Genomic DNA, 19,156 nt, shown 5'->3' with positions numbered 1-19,156 from the left:
GCTTTTATGTTACCTGGATTTCCCAGAGGCCAACATTCATGAATGTCACAATCTGGATATGACATTTGTCAGGTGTTAGCTACATTAGGCGCAGTTAAGATTTTTACATTTGGGGTACGGTCGTAAACTACGGGGAATGTTCGGACTTTCGGTCGCTGAGAAAGGGAAAGGAGATGAACGGAAAGGGAAAGGAGATGAACGTCAAAAAAACCGGAAGCTGTCAGCTTCCGGTTGGTTCCCCATAGGATAGGGGGTTAATTTGTAGAATCAGGTGTATGATTCGGGATACCCAGCTCAATTGTAGTCCCTTTGTCAGGCTCAGACTGGATCGTCAAAGTCCCGCCCACACTGCGCGCTCGTTCCTCCATGCTCAGCAGACCGACTCCGCCACCTTCATGGCGGTTCGCGAAGCCCATGCCTTCATCGCGAATGAGCACCAGTACTTCATGCCCTTCATCAAGGAGGGATACGGCTGCTTCGGACACGTCCGCGTATTTGGCAATATTGGTGAGTGCTTCCTGAATGACACGGTAAATGGTGGTCTCCACGTCCACATTCAGCCGCCTTTTGAGCGTACAGTTAAAGGTTACAGACATGCCATAATGTCTGGAATAATTATCGATATAAGTCCGAAGTGCAGGTACAACTCCAAGATCGTCGAGAACGGAGGGACGCATCTCCCAAGCCATTCCGCGAACATCTTCCATGATTCCTGTCACAAATTTGCGCAGCGACTCCAGCTCGTTCGGGGAATGCCCGGCTTCGATAAGCTGGTCAAGCTGTATAACAAGAGAGAAGAGACTTTGTCCTATTCCGTCGTGAAGCTCCCTAGAGAAACGTTTTCTTTCATTCTCCTGAATATTCATCACTTGGGTGACCATGAACTGAAGAGCTTCCTCGGAGTCCTTCTGCTTCGTAATCTCATTACGAATAGCGAGGAATTGATAAGGCCGCCCGTCATCCCCGAGAAAAGGAACAATCGTGGTATCCACCCAGTAGTAGGAGCCATCCTTGGCCCGGTTCTTAATATCACCGCGCCATACCTGGCCCCGGTTAATAGTTCGCCAGAGATCACGTATGAATGTTTTGTCATGATAACCACTATTAATGATGCGGTGATCTTGTCCAAGGAGTTCACTCCGCGAATACTTGGAAATATCGCAGAATTTATCATTCACATAGATAATGACTCCCTGATTATCCGTCATGGCAACAATAGAGGATTCATCCAGTGCGAATTTGAGATCGGAGAGCATTTGAAGAGAATCCTTAAGCTGTGCCGCGAAGGCCGAATCCTGCAGATGATCTTCAAGCTGGTTCAGAAGATTATTCACACTTTTGCCCAAAATATCTCCCGTGTCACGATAAGAGCGATCTTTATTCAAAATTCAGCATCCCCTTCTTCATGGCATATTTCACCAGATCAGGCCTTGTTTTGAGACCGAGCTTCTCCATCAAATTACTTTTATGGGTTTCTACCGTCTTCACACTAATAATAAGGTGCTCGGCAATCTCTTTGTTGGAATAACCTTTGGCAACCCAGGACAGAATCTCGCGTTCCCGCTCGGAGAGTGTATCGAAGGCGCTCTGGGGTTCTCCATTCTTCATCGCATCCAGGTATTCATTCATCAGGCGTTTGGTTGCGGAAGGGTAGAGATAAGCGCTTCCGGTGGCCACAGACTGGATAGCACTTACGAGCTCATCATGGGGCGCGCTTTTTAGAATATAACCCGATGCCCCGGCCTGAATCGCCCGGAACAAGTATTCTTCATCATCGTGCATAGTCAAAATCAGCACCGCTATATCAGGAAGGAGCTTCTTCAGCTCAAGGGTTGCTGTGAGTCCATCCATACCCTGCGGCATGCTAAAGTCCATCAGAACCACATCGGGCTTCAGTTCCTGCGCTTTCTGGATGGCTTCCTGCCCATCAGCCGCATCTCCAATTACTTCCATCCCGTTCTTGCCGTTCAAGAGGGCCATAAGCCCGGAACGGACAACGATATGATCGTCAACTACCAGAATTCTAATCATTTAATGAGCTTACCCCCTCGTTACTTTGTATCATATAAAAAAAAATGAACCCCAGCAACAAGCAAAGGGTTCACCGCGAAGAGATAGGGCCTGATTTCAGTCCTTCAATTACAGGACTTAACATTTCAGCTTCCTGTTCTATCATTTCAATTAGTTGAGACGAGTAGAGTGTAGGCTTACGGCTGCCAATCATGAGCAGGCCGAGAATGTCTCGTTCCTTCAGAATGGGAATAACGGCAACGGCATGCAGATTCTCAGCCAGCATAATCGGATTGTCAAAGCGGAGCTTCCGGATGTCGGGGATGGAGTCGTCCAGGATTACCCGCCGGCCGAGCCTCATCACTAAGCCCGGCAGTCCTTGTCCCGGCCGGAGAATAATCTGCTTGCTGCGAATGCTCCGGTTCCCGGAGACAAAGTTCCAGCGAAGCCCTGCATCCGGGTTATCCATGAGGAGCAGACCGGAGAAATCGCTGCCTGTTCGTGCACGCAGGGAGTCAAGTACCTGCTCGATATGATCTTTTATTGTGATCATCGGCTTGCGCCTCCTTGAGAATATATAGGAACACTTCAATCAACCATTACAAAACCAATCATGGGGATGAAGCTCCCCGTCTTGTTGTGTTATCAAGTCTGCTATTATTGTACTCTCTCCATACCCGCCCTGTAAGTCGGGGAATCCCCCTATTTATTAAGAGGCAGTCACTGAATCTCCACCTTGAATATGTAGGATTGTAACACACTAGGTAACAGACCCATATGAAAAAGAAAGTTGACAACTTTCTCATGATTCAACTATTTTGGATGAAGAATAAGCTGTAAACTCAAATCATTTTTGTAATCCAAACCTGAAATATACTAAATTTACACATATTCACAATAAAGTGTTTATTTTTGGAAGATATTATGATATTTTTGCTAAGTAAACAAATTGAAATGATAGGAGAGGGTAGGGATGTTAAGAAGAATGAAGAGGTACGTCTCGGGTTTGGCTTTTGTAGCGATTTTTGCGCTAACGTTTGCACAGTCAGCATTTGCAAGTGATCAGCCGGCTCAATTGATTTCAGCCAATTTCTATGCTTACCAGTATGGATATGTTGGATTTAGCGGCAGTGTCGAAGTTAGCAATCTGAGTTATCAAAAGAATGTAACCATTCACTACACTCCTGGGGATGGCAAGTGGTATGATACAAGTGCTTCTTATGAGGGTCCTACAGAGGCTGCGCGTGAGAAGTGGAACTTCGCTGTTTCAACCAGTAACTTAAACAACTCGAATCCGCAGCTCTCCAATGCCCAAAAAATTCAATTTGCAATCAAGTACGAAGTAGGCGGTCAGACGTACTGGGATAACAACAACGGGCAGAACTATTCCATCAGCCGTTTCAACTTGAGTTCAACCATTCTAGGCAAACCGTATGTCCTTCGCGCTTCCGATACGATTTACGAGAACACCTTTGCAGGGGATGTATTTGTCAAGAACGTGGCCTACAGCAAAACGGTTAAAATCGTGTATACCACAGATAACTGGAATACAACCAAAGAAGGTTATGCCACATACTCCCGGCCGGCCAACTCGGAGGAGAGCGTACAAGATTGGCAGTTCAGCTTCAACAATATCGGCTCTAATGTATCCGAAATCAAATATGCCATTTCCTACACTGTAAATGGACAAACCTATTGGGATAACAATTACGGTCATAACTACACAGTTAAAAGATAAACCGTAATAATAACATACTTAAATGACCTCTAATCGCCCTTCAGCTGCCTTCTAGGCATGCTGGAGGGCGATTTGTTGTTCTCTCAGGGCATACATGCTGATCCAAGAGTTTTCTTTGCTGCGTCCATTGATCATAAATTTGGAGGGGCTTGTTATGCAGCCAAATAGGGGAATTTCCCCCTCAAAGATCAGGTATTCCCCCGATAACGTGTTCTCGTTATCCAAGCTATGATGAATAAGAAAAAAGCAGCGTACGTGAATGAAGCGGCTGAATTGAGAACTTATAGGTTCCGAGGAACAGACGCGAAAGGGGATATGAACAGGATGGATCGGGCATTCGCTTCCAAATTTGCAAAATCGGTATTTCTCACCGTGTTAGGTCTATTGGTGCTGATCTATATCGGCTCAAGATTTTTTACTCATGTGGATTTGGCCTTATACGGTTACATGGTTGGAACATTGGTATTTATATGTGGATTTTTCTATCGGTTCATTGCCTGGGGGGAAAGACCTCCGACCAAGATCATCATCAAAAAGGGGATCAGGCTGTTATTCCGTAAGAGTACGCCTAAGACAGCAGCCAACCATCTAGTGACTTACAAATTCATCTGGAACCGGGGCTGGTACCGCTGGACTCAGCACGTTCTGCTTGGCTGGGGATGCATCATTTCCTGCCTGGTTACCTTCCCGCTCGTGTTCGGATGGATGTACTTCACCATGGCGGAGAACGGATATTACTGGGTCGTTTTCTTCGGAATTGATGTGCTGCATATTCAGGCGGATGGGCTGCTCGGTTATCTGTTCTATAACGCTCTGAACATCTCGGCTTTCATGGTCATCGGTGGCGTGTGCATGGCGTTGTACCGCAGAGTCAAGAACATGCAGGCTAGAGCCGAACAGTCATTTGCCTATGATTTCCTGCCGCTCTATCTGCTGTTGTTCGTATGTGTTACCGGTCTTGCACTGACCTTCTCTAATATGTTCCTTCATGGTAAAGGGCATCCGATTATTACTATGATTCATCAGTGGTCCGTAATATTGACCATGATCTATATCCCGTTTGGCAAGCTCGCTCATATTCCATTCCGGCCGCTCAGTGTTTTTGCGAGGAATTACCGTGAGCATTATGCGGAGCAGGAGACGAAGAAATGTGCGGTATGCGGTACCGGATTTGTCTCTGCTGAACAGTCGAACGATGTAATTAACGTGCTTGGACAGAACGACATCAAATTTCAGACGGAAGAGGGATACCATCTTGCTGAGCTGTGCCTGCCCTGCCGCCGTAAATACCGGATGTCTCGGTTCACTGGCATTCAGACACACAAGATCCCTGTAAAGGAGGCCAACCAGAATGCCAAAGGATAAATTCTTTAAGGTTATAGAGAACAAGGTTCACCCGGGTGAGAAGCTGGTTCCAACACACTGTTCATATTGCGGTATGCAGTGCGGGATGAACCTGCGCGTCGATACCAAGTCGAACACGATTATCGGGGTTGAACCGCGTTATGATTGGCCTGTAACTCTGGGGAAAATGTGTCCGAAAGGCGTAACCGCCTATCAGCAGACGAATCATCCAGACCGCATACTGAAACCGCTTATCCGCGACAATCCGGCTCTTAAGGGAACCAAGGAAGGCTTCCGGGAAGCCAGCTGGGATGAAGCCTATGATCTGATTGCCCGCCGGTTCAAGGAGATGCAGGCACAGTATGGTAAGGATAGCTTGTCCGTCTTCAGCGGCGTATCCATGACTAATGAGAAATGTTATCTTACCGGGAAGTTCGCCCGTGTAGCTTTGCAGACCAGATACATTGATTACAATGGCCGGTTCTGTATGTCGAGTGCTGCGGCAGGATTCCTTCGGACCTTCGGAGTTGACCGGGGCTCAACCCTGCCTTGGACAGATCTCCACGAGACAGACTGCCTCTTCATTGCTGGAAGCAACACGGCAGAGTGTCACCCTACGTCCATGTTCCGAGTATGGGAAGTTCAAAGCCGCGGTGGTTACCTCATTGTAGCTGATCCGCGGGAGACTCCGCTTGCAAGAAGAGCCGACATTCATCTGGATCTGCGTCCGGGTACGGATTTGGCACTGGCCAACTGTATGGTGAACCTGCTGATTCAAGGCGGATACGCAGATGAAGATTTCATCAGAGAGCATACAGGCGGATTTGAAGAAATGGTAGAGGTCGTGAAGGAGTTCACGCCTGAATATACAAGTGAGATTACGGGAGTTGCACCAGAGAAGCTGATTCGCGCAGCAGAGATCTACGGTAAGGCTCCGGAAGCCGTTGTTCTTTTCGCACGGGGAATTGAGCAGCAGCACAAGGGAGCCGACAATGTATCCGGTTATACGAATATGCCGCTTGTTACCGGCAAGATCGGCCGTCCGAAGTCGGGGGTAGCCACCTTTACTGGTCAAGGCAACGGGCAAGGCGGCCGTGAGCATGGTCAGAAATCGGATCTGCTCCCAGGCTACCGCAAGATTACGAATCCGAAGCATGTGGAAGAAGTATGTAAGGTATGGGGAATCACACCGGAGGAAATGCCACAGCCCGGGGTATCCGCTTACGAGATGTTCGAGCTAATGGAACAGAAGACGATTCGCGGACTGTACCTGCTCTGCTCCAATCCGGCTGTATCGGCGCCGAACCTGAATTTTGTTCGGAAAGTGCTGAAGGGACTTGATTTCATGGTCTGCTCGGATATGTACTTGTCCGAATCTGCTGAATTTGCAGATGTAGTTCTTCCATCCGTGACTTGGTCAGAGGATGAGGGAACCGTCACTAACCTTGAAGGCCGTATCATCAAAATCAACAAGGCACAGGAGCCCTTGGGTGAGAGTAAGCCCGACTGGCAGATCGCCGTGGAGCTGGCTGAACGGCTGGGCCGCGGTAAATACTTCAGTCATTTGAAGACAGCCAGCGACGTAGCTGATGAATTCCGGCTGGCTTCCAAAGGCGGATATGCGGATTACTACGGGGCAACCTGGGACAAAATCGAGAAGCAAGATGGTGTCTTCTGGCCGTGCAAGGATGAGAATGATCCGGGAACACCGCATATGTTCCTTGATAAGAAGTTCTATCATCCGGATGGCAAAGCCAAGCTGTGTGCCCTTCCTTATCGTCCTCCAGCAGAGGAGCCGGATGAAACCTATCCGCTTCGCTTAACTACAGGACGGGTTGTGTACCACTATCTATCCGGTAACCAAACCAGGCGAATTCCGTTCCTCCTGGATATGTGTCCTGAACCTTATGTCGAAGTTCATCCTGAGACGGCTGCAAAGTATGAAATTGAGCATGAAGAAAGAGTTCGGCTTAGAACCCGCCGCGGTGAGTGTATATATAAAGTAAAGATTACCGAAGCCATTCGTAAGGATACCGTGTTCGTTCCGTACCATTTCGGTCATGAAGATTCCGTGAACCTACTAACGATTCCAGCCCTTGATCCGATGTCGCGGATGCCGGAGTTCAAAGTATGTGCAGCTGAGATCGATAAGCTTGGAGTTGAACGTCCTAATGGGCAGGCGGATACAGCAGGCAGTAAAAAGGCAGAGAAGGAGGCCGTTCACCTATGATGAAACAGCTGCTCTATATTGAAATGGACAATTGTATCGGCTGCCGGAGCTGCCTTGCTGCCTGCACGCAGTGCGGCGGACACGATGAACGCAATCGTAACTATGTATATGATGTCAATCCGCTTGTGAACCGTCAGACTATTCCGCTGATGTGCCTGCACTGTGTGAACCCGGCTTGTGCCCGGAGTTGTCCGGCCCAGGCGATTCAAGTGACTGAGGAAGGCGCGGTTCTGTCAGCTCTCGTAGAGAAATGTATTGGATGTCAGAACTGTACGATTGCTTGTCCTTACGGAATTCCTAAATTTGACGAAGAACAGAACCTGATGTACAAGTGCGATCTGTGCTACGACCGTACCAAAGAGGGGATTCCTCCAATGTGTGCTTCCGTCTGCCCGACCAATACACTCCAGTGGATTACAGAGGAAGAGTTCGCGGCCAAGCAGGAGAAGCATCGGCTGGGCAAATGGATGTCTTCCCGGATGCCGGAGAACCCGCTTGAAGGGGAGACCCACGTGAAGATCAATCTGCCGGGCATTTTACAAGGCACAGAGAAGTTGTTCTGATCAAGAATGTACCGCTGAAGAAGGAGGGATCGCCATGGGTGAGGATATCAAGAATAACAAGAAAGCAGATATCAATCGTACCAAGCATAACAACGACAAGATTCCATTTGAGGAAAATAACTATACCCATAATATACGCAAGGCTGGAGAACGGAGATTGGACCGCCGCGGGTTCATGAAGACCATGGTCGGCGCGGCAGGGATCTTCGCGGTGTCTACCCTCCCTTGGGGAGCACTTGCCGTGAAGGAGCTGAGCGGACTTGGCAGCAAGTCTCACCCTAAGCAAAAGCTGGCTAACGCGAATGACTTGAAGATTGGGGAAGCCATTGAATTTGCTTACCCAGGGGAGCATGATGCCGCACTGCTGGTCCGCTTGGGAGAGAATGAGTACAAGGCCTATCAGAACGCGTGCACGCATCTCAAGTGTCCGGTGTTCTGGAGCAAGGAAGAGGGCAGACTGGTCTGCCCGTGTCATCATGGATTCTTTGATGTGAAGACAGGGAAGCCGACGGCGGGTCCTCCGCAGCGCCCCCTTCCTGAAGTAGTGCTCTCCAAAGAGCAGGGGGCAATCTATGCGACAGGAGTGAAACGGTATGAAACGTAGTTACCGTGGTGTCATTCTGCTCTGCTTCGTACTGCTGCTCAATATTATTTGTACCCAGCAGGCAGTGAATTCCTATTTCTATGAGCGCTATGAGCGTGTAGTTCTTTTCGCAGTACTTAATATCGTGTTATTTCCAATTGCAATATGGATCTACTTTCGGGAGCGTGACGTCAAATGAATATTAGAAAACTTCAACTACCTATACAGACGGTCAGTCTGATCACCGGCTTCATGACCTGGGTCATCATATCTTCCTTAATGCCCTTCATCAAAGAGGATATTCATCTTACCGCGACTCAGCTGACTTGGGTCACCGCGGTACCCGTGCTGATGGGCTCTATTATGAGAATTCCGTTCGGCTACTGGACCAATGTTATTGGTGCCCGCAAAATGTTCGCTTTCAGCTTCGTGTTGCTGCTCATTCCACTATATTGGGTCAGCCAGGCCGACTCCTTCTGGGATCTGATCATTGGCGGCTTCTTCCTGGGAACCTCAGGTGCCGTGTTCTCGGTTGGCGTCACTTCACTGCCTAAATATTATGGTAAGGAAAAGCACGGCTTCGTTAATGGGATCTACGGGGTGGGTAATATCGGTACCGCCTTCTCGACATTCGGCGCTCCTCTGCTCGCCACTCAAATCGGTTGGTCCAAGACCATTCTGGCTTACGGCATTCTGCTGATCGGGATGGCTGCGCTGAACTTTACGCTTGGCGACCGCAAGGAACCGCAGGCGAAAGTAAGGACTTCACTTGTTAAGCAGGTGAAGGAAGTGTCACGCAATCAGAAACTGTGGCTGTTATGTCTGTTCTATTTCATTACCTTTGGTTCATTCGTTGCTTTCACCGTGTATCTGCCTAACTTCCTGGTCACTAATTTCCATCTGTCCAAGGTGGACGCAGGACTCCGTACAGCAGGCTTTATCGCACTGGCTACCGCGATGCGCCCAATCGGAGGTAAGCTGGGCGACATCATGAATCCATACAAGCTGCTTATGCTTGTATTTGCAGGCTTGACTGCTTCGGCAGTATTGCTCTCATTCGCTCCTACACTTGGCTTGTATTCGGTCGGCTGTCTGACTGTAGCCTTCTGTGCAGGAACCGGGAACGGAGCGATCTTCAAGCTGGTTCCGCTTCACTTCACTAAGCAGGCAGGTATCGCTAACGGAATTATCTCAGCTATGGGCGGTCTCGGGGGCTTCTTCCCGCCGCTGATGCTTACCCTCTTGTTCAAGGCAACTGGACATTACGCAATCGGGTTCATGGCTTTATCTGAAGTTGCGCTAGCCAGCTTGATCCTGGTCATCTGGATGTTCTATCAAGAGAAGCTCGGACTGTCCGCCTCAATCATCGAGAATACGGTGGAAGGGATCATGGTTACGAATGAGAAGGGAACCATTACTTCCGTTAATGCTTCATTCACTAAATTAACCGGATATACTGCGGCTGAGGTAATCGGTAAGAAGCCAAGTGTCCTTAAATCCGGAAAGCAGTCACGTGAGTTCTACAACGACATGTGGGAGAACATTCGTGAACATGGATACTGGCAGGGTGAAATCTGGAACCGGAAGAAGAATGGAGAGATCTATCTCGAATGGTTAACGATTAGTGCCGTGAAGAATGATGCTGGTGAAGTCACGAACTACTCTGGAATGTTCAGTGATATTACAGCCAGCAGGGCAAAGCTTGCCTAAGGCTTGCCCAATGAACGACAAGCCTAGGGGGGGATCTTCTGTGAACGTAAGCCAGTTGAATTGGGATCTGGTCTTCATAACCCATGAGGAAGCTCACCCGGATATGCAGGATATTATTGAAGATGAGCTTGCCGGGCTGGATGAACATATCACCTGGTATGTGGAACTGAAGAGACAGGATGGACTCCTTATAGCTGTCGCCGAAGGCAAGGGCCTCACAGTGTGCGAAACCGAAGACCAATTCTTAAATTTCATAGACCCTAAGTTGAATTCCCCTTGCTGGGATTGGCTCAGCGGGTATTCTTTGCAGGTGATTCCCCAAGAAGATGCAGGCGGCTGCAGGATGAAGGAGGCGTAGCGAATGGACCCTATCATGGTTAACAAGCTGGTAGAATGGCACGGTCATTCTATAGAGGTAAAGATTACCGACAGGCTCGGACTTGATCCAGTTGCACCACCCAAGACGTATGATCTGGCACGCACGGAACTTGACTCCGATGGCGGATATATCCGCTTTTATATCAGCGACTGGCAGTTCGTGGCCGTTCCTGTATTCGAGCAGTTGACAGAGCTTACGGAGGAAGAGTTCACTTCTACCGATTCGGAAGGAAAGCTCGTATACAGCATTAAACGTTTATAGGTTTAAATAAAAAAGAAGACGCTCCCTGAGGATGAACTCTGGAGAGCGTCTTTTTATATTAAAAAATGCAAAGTCTATCAATGCTGCTCAGGAAGATCATAGGACAGGAATGCATCCTCTTCCTTCGTACGGGGCTTATAGGAATACATCTCCCGGTCTGCAATCTTGATCAGTTCATTAATGTGGTGATGGTCATCTGGATAAACGGCTGAACCAATTGTGGCGGAGATAGGGATACCCATTTCAAGAGAGAGGTTCTCAAGCTCACCTGCAATCCTCTTGAGCATGGCGGTTAGGGCTTCCGATCCATTATACTCACCGATAACCAGGAATTCGTCACCGCCCCAGCGGGATACAATATCCGTAGATCGGGTATGCGCCCTCAGGAGAGCCGCGATTCTCTGAAGAACTAGATCACCTTTCTCATGTGATAATTTGTCATTGATGGTTTTGAAGTTATCACAGTCAATCATGAGCACGAACAATTTGCCTAATTGTCTGCTGGCACGCATCGTAAGCCTGGCATAAGAATCCATAACATAACGCCGATTATACAGACGTGTGAGTGGGTCTTTTTCAGATTCGGCCTTAATCCTGTCGAAATGAAGGCCAGCCCAGTAGGCGATAGGAAGAACCAGCAAGTAACCTGCCAGTACGAAAGCATCGAGGCGTCCATACTTGGCTGCGTCGTAAAGAACGAACACTGTTTGAAAGCAGAATGTAATTGAAGCTGCGGCAATCCTACCTTTGCACCCCACCGATGACACCTCATTTTGGAATTGGACTTTAGACCTATGTATATCATATTACTTCTAGTATCTCCCAGGCAAGATAAATAGAAAAATTAGGAGATTTTAATTGACGCATGCAAACCGTGTGACGTATACTCGTCCCTAAACAAAACCATGCACATTTAAATCCGAGTTAACTAATATGTTAAATATGTATTGTTGAATGGGGAGGGTCGAAAAGGATGAACCTTGATAATCTTGAGGCATTTGTATATGTCGTACACTATGGAAGCTTTAATAAGGCTGCGGATGCTTTATTCTTATCCCAGCCTTCGGTAACCGCCCGTATTCAGTCCTTGGAACGGGACTTGGACTGCCAGCTGTTTGACCGTATGGGCAAGAAAATTAATCTCACAGACAAGGGCCAGCGCTTCCTGCCGGATGCGCAGCAGATTCTCCGTCTCTACCAAAGTTCCAAGCAGCATCTTCACCGGGCGGCAGAAGTGACGGGTGAGCTGAGAATTGATTGCACGGTATCGGCATCTAACTACATAATTCCGCAGATTCTGCCCAGGATCAAAGAAGAATTCCCGGAAGTCAATATCAGGCTCACAACGGCTCCAAGTGATACCATCCTGCACCGGGTTCTGAGCAGCGAGAGCGATCTAGGGCTGGTGAGGAATGTAATTCATCCGCATATTCATTCCTTGAAGCTGCTGGAAGACCCGATCAAGCTATTTGTCTATGAGGATCATCCTTTTACCAAGCTGGAGCATGTATCTGCCGAGCTTCTCAGTCGTGAGCCCTTTATCTTTTTTGAATGCGGATCACTGGACTGGGTTAGAATTCAGCGTTCCTTTGAAAGCTTGACTGAGCCGCCAAGTATTAACTATCAGGTTGATAACCTGGAGACGGCCAAGAAGCTCGTCATGAACCGTGCCGGGATATGCTTTCTGCCGGAGCTGTGCGCGAGGAGGGAGGTCCAAGAGGGCCGTCTGATACCTGTTCAGGTTCCGGAGATTTCGGGCAACGCCCTGCACACTCATATTATCTCGCGCATAGGGGAGAGTACCTCACTCGCCCAAGCTTTCCTTACGGCTGGAAGAGAAGCTTTAATACATTAATTATTCATATCAAAGTTATCTATTAGCGAATAGAAAGAGTTGATTAGCTGCCTGATTGACGGAGTTAAAAATTGGGTGGTATAGTTATCGCCATAAATACGATTTAACTCATCGGAATTATAGAAATTATATTTTCAAAAGGAGGAGAAGTTAATGGCCAGTTCTAAAAAAATAAAATTCGGCGCACTTGTACATGGGGTAGGAGGTTCAGTATCCTCCTGGCGGCACCCGGAGGCGATTACAGACGCCAGTGTAAATTTTGAGTTCTATAAGCGTCAGACACTAAAGGCAGAGGAAGGTAAGTTCGATTTGGTCTTTATTGCTGACGGTCTATATATTAACGAGAAATCGATTCCTCATTTCCTGAACCGATTTGAACCTATTACCATTCTATCCGCACTTGCTGCAGTCACCTCGAGGATCGGTCTGGTTGGGACCCTGTCTACCTCCTATAGTGAACCGTTCACCGTCTCCAGGCAGTTTGCCTCACTGGACCATATCAGCGGCGGGCGGGCCGGGTGGAATGTGGTCACATCTCCACTGGAGGGCTCAGCGCTGAATTTCAGCAAGTCGGAGCATCCTTCCCATCCACAGCGTTACAGAATCGCTGAAGAATATTTGCAGGTATCCAGAGGGCTGTGGGATTCATGGGAAGATGATGCGTTCGTTCGGGATAAAGAATCGGGCGTCTTCTTCGATCCAGAGAAGCTGCACACGCTCAATCACAAGGGAGAGTTCTTCTCGGTGAAGGGCCCGCTGAACATTGCCCGCTCCAAGCAGGGACAGCCGGTAATCTTCCAAGCCGGGTCTTCGGAAGACGGGAAGAATCTGGCGGCCAAGGAAGCAGATGCCGTATTCACCGGACAGGATAACCTGGAGGAAGCCAAGGCGTTCTACAAGGATGTCAAAGAGCGTGCAGTCCGGTTCGGGCGGTCTCCGGAAGACATTCTCATTCTACCGGGAATCGGGCCGATTGTAGGCAGAACGGAAGAAGAGGCAGAGCGCAAATATCAGGAGCTCGCGGGGCTTGTGACTATAGAGAATGCGCTTAATTATCTGGGCCGGTTCTTCGAGCATCATGACTTCTCGCAATATCCGCTGGATGAGCCGTTCCCGGACCTGGGAGACTTCGGCTCCAACAGCTTCCGCAGCGGAACAGACAAGATCAAGCAAAAGGCGAAAGAGCAGAATTTAACACTTCATCAGGTTGCCCTGCAGGCCGCAACTCCGAGAACCGGATTTATCGGAACACCGGAGCAGGTTGCAGATAAAATCCAGACTTGGCATGAGGAGGGTGCTGCTGACGGGTTCATTATTCATTCCGAGCTGCCAAGCGGACTGAGCGATTTTGTAGATCTAGTCGTTCCTATTCTGCAAGAACGCGGCCTCTACAGATTGGATTACGAAGCCGATACGCTAAGAGGAAATCTGGAGGTTCCGATTCCTGAGAACCGGTATGCCAAGCAAAAAGTGAACAGCTGATGGACTCGGCACCTATTCTTGCCTATATCGATACACTGAAGGAGGAGCTTACCTGGATTCGCCGGGATATTCATCAGCATCCGGAGGTGCTGTTCGATGTTCCGCGAACGGCGGACATGGTAGCCGAGCTGCTTGAGCAGTATGGTCTTGAAGTGCAGCGGCAGGTAGGCCGCCACTTCGGCAGCGGGGTTGTCGGCCTCCTTCGTGGAAGCGGGGAGGGCCGGATGGTCCTGCTGAGGGCGGATATGGACGCCCTGCCGATCCAGGAGGAGACGGGAGCAGCATACAGCTCCCGTCACGCGGGCATCATGCATGCCTGCGGGCATGATGCGCACACAGCCATGCTGCTGGGCGCAGCCAAAGCGCTCAGCCGGTTCAGGAACGAACTCCACGGTACGGTGAAGTTCGTGTTCCAGCCGGCCGAGGAGGGCACGCGCCAGCTGGAGTCTGACGGCCGCCTGATCAGCGGCGGCCGGGACATGATTGAGGCCGGCATCCTAGAGGGCGTGGACATGAGCTTCGCCATGCATGTCTGGCCGGATCTGCCGGCGGGCACGCTCGGGCTGCACAAGAAGGAGGCCATGGCGGCTTCCTCGCATTTCACGGTCCGCTTCCATGGCGTGAGCGGGCATCACAGCTCGCCGCACCTGGCGGCGGATGCCATACTCATGGCTGCCCAATTCATTAATGAGATCAAGCTGGCTATGACCACCATGGTGGATCCGCTGGAGCCTGCCGTGCTGTCTTTTGGAACATTGAATGCAGGTACTGTCTTGAATGCCATTGCAGATCATAGTGAGATTAAAGGCTCATTCCGGGCCTTCCATCCGGATGTAGTGGATCGAATCACACACAAGATTCAAAAAACAGCGGAGCTGATCGCACTGCAGCATGGAGGTACGTCTGAGGTGATTCAGCGTACCGGCACGCTACTGAGCAACGATAGCCATGTTCGCCAGCTGGCGGAACAGGCCGGACATGTCGTGTTCGGGAAGTCAGGTGTTCAGGAGCTTAGACCGATCCTGGCCGGGGAAGATTTCGCGCTGTATACCGAACAGGTTCCGGGCACATTCGCTTTTCTGGGATCATCGCGGGATGGCTGCCACCCAATCTATCCGATACACCACTCGAAGTTCGAGCTGGATGAATCGATACTTACTCTGGGTGCGAAGCTTCATGTACAGTTCGTGTTTGAGGCTTTGGGGGAAGAACAGGAAGAGCGGGAGGTCGCGTTTACAGCAGCACTGCCGTTTGAGCGGTATGTGAATCCTTAAGTCTACATGGATTCTTTAGCGCTTTTAAGCATTGAATTGCCAATCTTGTGAAGGAAGGGAGTCTACAACCATGCGAAGAAGGAAGTCAGCACGTCCGATCTTTGGTTATGACAATGACAAGAACGAGCTTACCCGTACCCAGCCTGAGACATGGAGAGACACTAACCCAAGCTTTGATTATTTTAGAAAGGTGGCACTTAAAGCAGAATTTGGAGTTCCTATAAGAAGCGAATATTGATATCTAAAGGGGAATAGACCATATGAAGTTTGCCCTGTTCAGCCTGATGATGAACATTCCCAATTCAGTAACCGGGGAAACGCTGACGGCACAGCAGAAATTTCAGAACGTGCTGAACCAGGCAGTTCTTGCTGAAAAGCTGGGATTCGATGCCTACGGAGTTGGCGAGCGCCACGGGGCTCCTTTTCTGTCCTCTTCTCCGCCATTGGTGCTGACAGCCATAGCTACAAGAACCTCGCGGATCCGTTTGCTCAGTACCGTGACCGTTCTGAGTGTGCTTGACCCTGTTCGGGTAGCCGAGGATTATGCAACGCTAGATCATCTCTCAGGAGGAAGACTCGAGATGATTATTGGCAAAGGGAATGACCCGCGCCACTATCCGCTGTTCGGGATTACCGAAGAGGAGCAGTGGGACTCGCTTGCCGAGCGGTATGAGCTGCTGCGGCGCTTGTGGAGAGAGGAGGATGTCAGCTGGGAGGGAAGATACCGTACGCCGCTGGATCAGGTTACCACACAGCCAAGACCATACCAGAAGACAATTCCGCTATGGCATGGCAGCGCATCGAGCACGAGATCTACGGAGCTTGCAGCGAAGTACGGGGAGCCCATCTTTTCTTCCAATACCTTTCACCCCATGGCGAAGTACAAAGACTTAATTGACCATTATCGGGAGCGGCTGGCCTACTATGGGCATGATCCCAAGGCTGCTGTGGTCGGTGCTGGCGGAGGCAGCTTGTACCTTGCGAATACAAATGAGGAAGCCATCCGGCGATATCGACCTTATTATGACTCCTTCCAATCCACCGATTCCGCCAAACATAACCAGTCTCCTTTCAAAGACCTTGAGGACAATATCGCGAATGGACCCGCCCTGGTCGGAAGTGCAGACCGAGTTATAGAGAAAATTCTGAAATATCATGAGGCCTACGGGCATCAAGTGCTCAGCATCAGCGTAGACGGGTTGACCGAGGCTGAGCAGAAGGAGCAGGTTGAACGGTTTGCTTCAGAAGTTATTCCCGTGCTGAAGCGGGAAATCCCGAGCACGGTATGGGATTCTTCGCCGGTGCTGGAACCAAGCTTGAACTAAGTGAGCCAGCTAAGTGATATTCGGAATCATTTCACACCTTCACCCACCGGGAATCATTTCACATTCTTGCTGACAGGTGATCTTTTAGCTCAGCGCACCCAGTGCTCTAATTAATCCGACTAAATCTATGAGTTAAATAAAATTAAATTATATTATATTTCAGGAGGAACTTACCATGAGTACTATCCATATTCCAGACTATCTGGATACTTACCGAGTGTTAGAACAAGCCACCACGGACCTTAGCCCTGAAGAGCTGAAATGGAAAGCATCACCCGAATCGTGGAGCATTACCGAAGTGCTGGCCCATTTGGCCGATCACAACTTCGTTGTGTCTTTCCGGATTCGTGATGTGCTTGCCGGCACGACAGCTCAGCTGCCTGCTTTCGATCAGGATGCCTGGGTATACGGTCAGAAGGCGAACGAGAGCCGTATTGAAGACATTTTGGGTGTTTATCAGGCGTTGCTTCAGTATAACAGCTTGCTGTTTGAACGCTTGACGGATAGTGACTGGAAGAAGACCGGGGTGAATTTCAAAGGGGAGACGGTAACCGCCGAAGCGATCGTATCCGGGTTCATCAGACATGTGCATCATCATCTCGGTCAGATTAACCGGATCAAAGAGGCGTTAGCAGCCAGGTCTACTCAGGACGAGGTTCCTCAGGTCTAACAGATCTGCGAAGTAGACTGAGGATCTGCTGCTGTTCACATTCAGATTTATCAAGAGGGGGAGAACATATTGAATAAGAGAAGAGCTTCGAATTGGATGAAGTTTGTTTTAGTATCTGCCGCATTTGTACTTGTACTTACCGGGTGCGCTTCAAGTAAAGGAGCAGGTGATACCGGAACGCCCAAAGCTGCGGCTGAAGGGAGCGGCAGCAGTTCTTCATCAGGTGGAGAGCTGAGTTATGCGCTGGCCACCTCACCGGACTCTCTGGACCCAGGCAAGAGCGGTTACGCTGTATCTCACAGAGTGTTCCGCAACATTTATGACAGCCTGGTATCCGAGCTGCCTGACGGCACCTTCAAGCCATGGCTGGCTGAGAGCTGGACGAAGTCGGCGGATGGCAAGAGCTATACCTTCAAGCTTCGCCACAACGTTAAGTTCCATGACGGGACTCCTTTTAACGCGGCAGCGGTGAAGGCCACCCTCGATCATACCCAGACCTTGACCGGGCAGGCGCGCACGCTGATTGGTCCGTTCAAATCCGCCGAGGTCATTAGCGAGGATACGATCAAAGTGAACCTCACGGAACCGTTTGAGCCGCTGCTTAGCGGGTTAAGCTCCGCATTTCTCGGGATATCCTCACCTAAGGCACTTCAGCAGTATGGTGAACAATACGGCAAGCACCCTGTGGGAACTGGCCCGTTCAAGTTCGTAAGCTGGTCCGAGAACGACCAGATTGTGCTTGAGAAGAATGCAGAGTATAACTGGGGACCGCCGATTGCGGACAACAAGGGAGCTTCACATCTGGATAAGCTGACTTTCAAAATTGTGCCTGAAGAGGCAACCCGCATAGGCAGTGTCCAGAGCGGACAGGTACTTGCCGCAGAGACGGTGCCCCCGCAGAACATTCTGACTTTGAAGAACGATCCTAATATTAAGCTGGATACGGCTATAACCAATGGTACACCGTACACGCTATATTTCAACACAAGCAATGCGCCATGGAGCGACCTCAAGCTGCGGGATGCTGTGAGATCCGCTGTGGATGTGGATACGATTGTGAAGACCCTGTATCTGGGTACTTATCAAAGGGCTTGGTCTGTTCTGACTCCTGGTATCCTTGGTTATGATGCGTCACTCGAGAATAGCGTGAAGGCTGATGCAGCAAAAGCGAACCAGCTGCTGGATGAGCTTGGCTGGACGAAGGGTGCAGATGGTATCCGTGAGAAGGACGGCAAGAAGCTGACGCTTCGGTACCTGGAATCTTCACCCAACCGGGAGAAGCGCAATGATATTGCCGCAATTGTCCAGCAGCAGCTGAAGCAGGTCGGGGTGGATGTCAAGCTGACGATTACCAAGGATACTGTTACGCCGCTGACCCAAGGCGAGTATGATTTAGTCGGCAATTCTCAGGTTAAGGCTGATCCGGATATTCTGCGCAATCTGTTCCGCTCGGATAGAGTATACGGCAAGGGCGGATACAATTACGTGAAGCTGAATGACCCTGGGATCGATAAGCTGCTGAATCAAGGCTATCAGGAGACCGATCCGGAGAAGCGGAAAGCGGCCTATGCGCAGATTCAGCAGTATGTGATCAAGAATGCGCTCGCGCTACCGATCTATGTGTTTCCTTATACCGTGGCCCATTCGAGCAGCGTAGAAGGATTGAAGTTTGATCTCCTGGGCTATCCGCAGTTCTACGACGTAACGATTCGCAAATAGACAGGCAGGGAGC

The 19,156-nt window shown here is 49.7% G+C and carries 20 protein-coding genes; 16 read left to right on the top strand and 4 right to left on the bottom strand.

Features of this window, described 5'->3' with window-relative positions; genetic code table 11:
• Positions 1-254: 254 nt before the first annotated feature.
• The 3 genes from EJP77_RS16385 to EJP77_RS16375 all read right to left on the bottom strand — a co-directional run bounded on the left by EJP77_RS16385 (position 255) and on the right by EJP77_RS16375 (position 2,563).
• Entirely contained in the window at positions 255-1,385 is a 1,131-nt protein-coding gene (locus EJP77_RS16385; RefSeq protein WP_127200331.1) for a PAS domain-containing sensor histidine kinase, read from the bottom strand.
• A complete protein-coding gene (locus EJP77_RS16380; protein WP_127200330.1) occupies positions 1,378-2,031 on the bottom strand; it encodes a response regulator transcription factor in 654 nt (217 codons plus the stop codon). Before EJP77_RS16380 ends, EJP77_RS16385 begins: the two co-directional genes overlap by 8 nt.
• A gap of 70 nt (positions 2,032-2,101) precedes the next feature.
• Positions 2,102-2,563 carry a GAF domain-containing protein gene (locus tag EJP77_RS16375; RefSeq protein ID WP_127200329.1) on the bottom strand — a complete coding sequence of 154 codons (462 nt, stop codon included), beginning with the start codon at positions 2,561-2,563 and terminating at the stop codon, positions 2,102-2,104.
• A gap of 420 nt (positions 2,564-2,983) precedes the next feature.
• Between EJP77_RS16375 and EJP77_RS16370 the strand changes: the two genes are divergently transcribed.
• The 9 genes from EJP77_RS16370 to EJP77_RS16330 all read left to right on the top strand — a co-directional run bounded on the left by EJP77_RS16370 (position 2,984) and on the right by EJP77_RS16330 (position 10,818).
• Entirely contained in the window at positions 2,984-3,748 is a 765-nt protein-coding gene (locus EJP77_RS16370; protein WP_127200328.1) for a carbohydrate-binding protein, read from the top strand.
• Between the two features lie 324 nt (positions 3,749-4,072).
• On the top strand, positions 4,073-5,113 hold the full coding sequence (locus EJP77_RS16365; RefSeq protein ID WP_127200327.1) for a hypothetical protein: 1,041 nt from the start codon (positions 4,073-4,075) through the stop codon (positions 5,111-5,113).
• On the top strand, positions 5,100-7,322 hold the full coding sequence (locus EJP77_RS16360; RefSeq protein WP_127200326.1) for a molybdopterin oxidoreductase family protein: 2,223 nt from the start codon (positions 5,100-5,102) through the stop codon (positions 7,320-7,322). Before EJP77_RS16365 ends, EJP77_RS16360 begins: the two co-directional genes overlap by 14 nt.
• Positions 7,322-7,885 (top strand): 4Fe-4S dicluster domain-containing protein, encoded by a 564-nt coding sequence (locus tag EJP77_RS16355; protein WP_127200384.1) that lies wholly within the window; start codon positions 7,322-7,324, stop codon positions 7,883-7,885. Before EJP77_RS16360 ends, EJP77_RS16355 begins: the two co-directional genes overlap by 1 nt.
• 34 nt (positions 7,886-7,919) lie before the next feature.
• Positions 7,920-8,489: a Rieske 2Fe-2S domain-containing protein gene (locus EJP77_RS16350; protein ID WP_127200325.1), complete on the top strand. Its 570-nt coding sequence runs from the start codon at positions 7,920-7,922 to the stop codon at positions 8,487-8,489.
• Positions 8,479-8,667, top strand: coding sequence for a hypothetical protein (locus EJP77_RS16345; RefSeq protein ID WP_127200324.1), 189 nt, complete (start codon positions 8,479-8,481; stop codon positions 8,665-8,667). Before EJP77_RS16350 ends, EJP77_RS16345 begins: the two co-directional genes overlap by 11 nt.
• The gene (locus EJP77_RS16340) at positions 8,664-10,178 is read left to right on the top strand and encodes a nitrate/nitrite transporter (protein ID WP_127200323.1); all 1,515 of its coding nucleotides are present in this window, start codon (positions 8,664-8,666) and stop codon (positions 10,176-10,178) included. The genes EJP77_RS16345 and EJP77_RS16340 overlap by 4 nt, the downstream gene beginning before the upstream one ends.
• 40 nt (positions 10,179-10,218) lie before the next feature.
• The gene (locus EJP77_RS16335) at positions 10,219-10,536 is read left to right on the top strand and encodes a hypothetical protein (protein ID WP_127200322.1); all 318 of its coding nucleotides are present in this window, start codon (positions 10,219-10,221) and stop codon (positions 10,534-10,536) included.
• A gap of 3 nt (positions 10,537-10,539) precedes the next feature.
• Positions 10,540-10,818, top strand: a complete 279-nt coding sequence (locus EJP77_RS16330; protein ID WP_127200321.1) for a hypothetical protein — start codon at positions 10,540-10,542, stop codon at positions 10,816-10,818.
• A 77-nt stretch (positions 10,819-10,895) separates the two neighbouring features.
• On the opposite strand, the gene EJP77_RS16325 is transcribed toward EJP77_RS16330, so the two are convergent.
• On the bottom strand, positions 10,896-11,576 hold the full coding sequence (locus EJP77_RS16325) for a GGDEF domain-containing protein (RefSeq protein ID WP_127200320.1): 681 nt from the start codon (positions 11,574-11,576) through the stop codon (positions 10,896-10,898).
• Positions 11,577-11,791: 215 nt separating this feature from the next.
• Here EJP77_RS16325 and EJP77_RS16320 point away from each other — a divergent pair, with 215 nt between their 5' ends.
• From EJP77_RS16320 to EJP77_RS16295, 7 genes are all read left to right on the top strand, one after another.
• Positions 11,792-12,673 carry a LysR family transcriptional regulator gene (locus EJP77_RS16320; protein WP_127200319.1) on the top strand — a complete coding sequence of 294 codons (882 nt, stop codon included), beginning with the start codon at positions 11,792-11,794 and terminating at the stop codon, positions 12,671-12,673.
• Between the two features lie 153 nt (positions 12,674-12,826).
• A complete protein-coding gene (locus EJP77_RS16315; RefSeq protein WP_127200318.1) occupies positions 12,827-14,155 on the top strand; it encodes an LLM class flavin-dependent oxidoreductase in 1,329 nt (442 codons plus the stop codon).
• Entirely contained in the window at positions 14,155-15,429 is a 1,275-nt protein-coding gene (locus tag EJP77_RS16310) for a M20 metallopeptidase family protein (RefSeq protein ID WP_127200317.1), read from the top strand. Before EJP77_RS16315 ends, EJP77_RS16310 begins: the two co-directional genes overlap by 1 nt.
• A 70-nt stretch (positions 15,430-15,499) precedes the next feature.
• On the top strand, positions 15,500-15,667 hold the full coding sequence (locus EJP77_RS20730; RefSeq protein ID WP_185897378.1) for a hypothetical protein: 168 nt from the start codon (positions 15,500-15,502) through the stop codon (positions 15,665-15,667).
• A 22-nt stretch (positions 15,668-15,689) separates the two neighbouring features.
• On the top strand, positions 15,690-16,754 hold the full coding sequence (locus EJP77_RS16305; RefSeq protein WP_127200316.1) for an LLM class flavin-dependent oxidoreductase: 1,065 nt from the start codon (positions 15,690-15,692) through the stop codon (positions 16,752-16,754).
• A 175-nt stretch (positions 16,755-16,929) separates the two neighbouring features.
• Entirely contained in the window at positions 16,930-17,424 is a 495-nt protein-coding gene (locus EJP77_RS16300) for a DinB family protein (RefSeq protein ID WP_127200315.1), read from the top strand.
• Between the two features lie 69 nt (positions 17,425-17,493).
• Positions 17,494-19,143, top strand: coding sequence for an ABC transporter substrate-binding protein (locus EJP77_RS16295; RefSeq protein WP_342773030.1), 1,650 nt, complete (start codon positions 17,494-17,496; stop codon positions 19,141-19,143).
• The last annotated feature ends 13 nt before the right edge of the window (positions 19,144-19,156 follow it).

Origin of the sequence: Paenibacillus zeisoli, assembly GCF_003994465.1 — a bacterium.
GTDB classification, from domain to species: Bacteria; Bacillota; Bacilli; order Paenibacillales; family Paenibacillaceae; genus Fontibacillus; species Fontibacillus zeisoli.
Note: the sequence above shows the minus strand (reverse complement) of the source record. Positions and strands in the feature narration are given on the sequence as shown.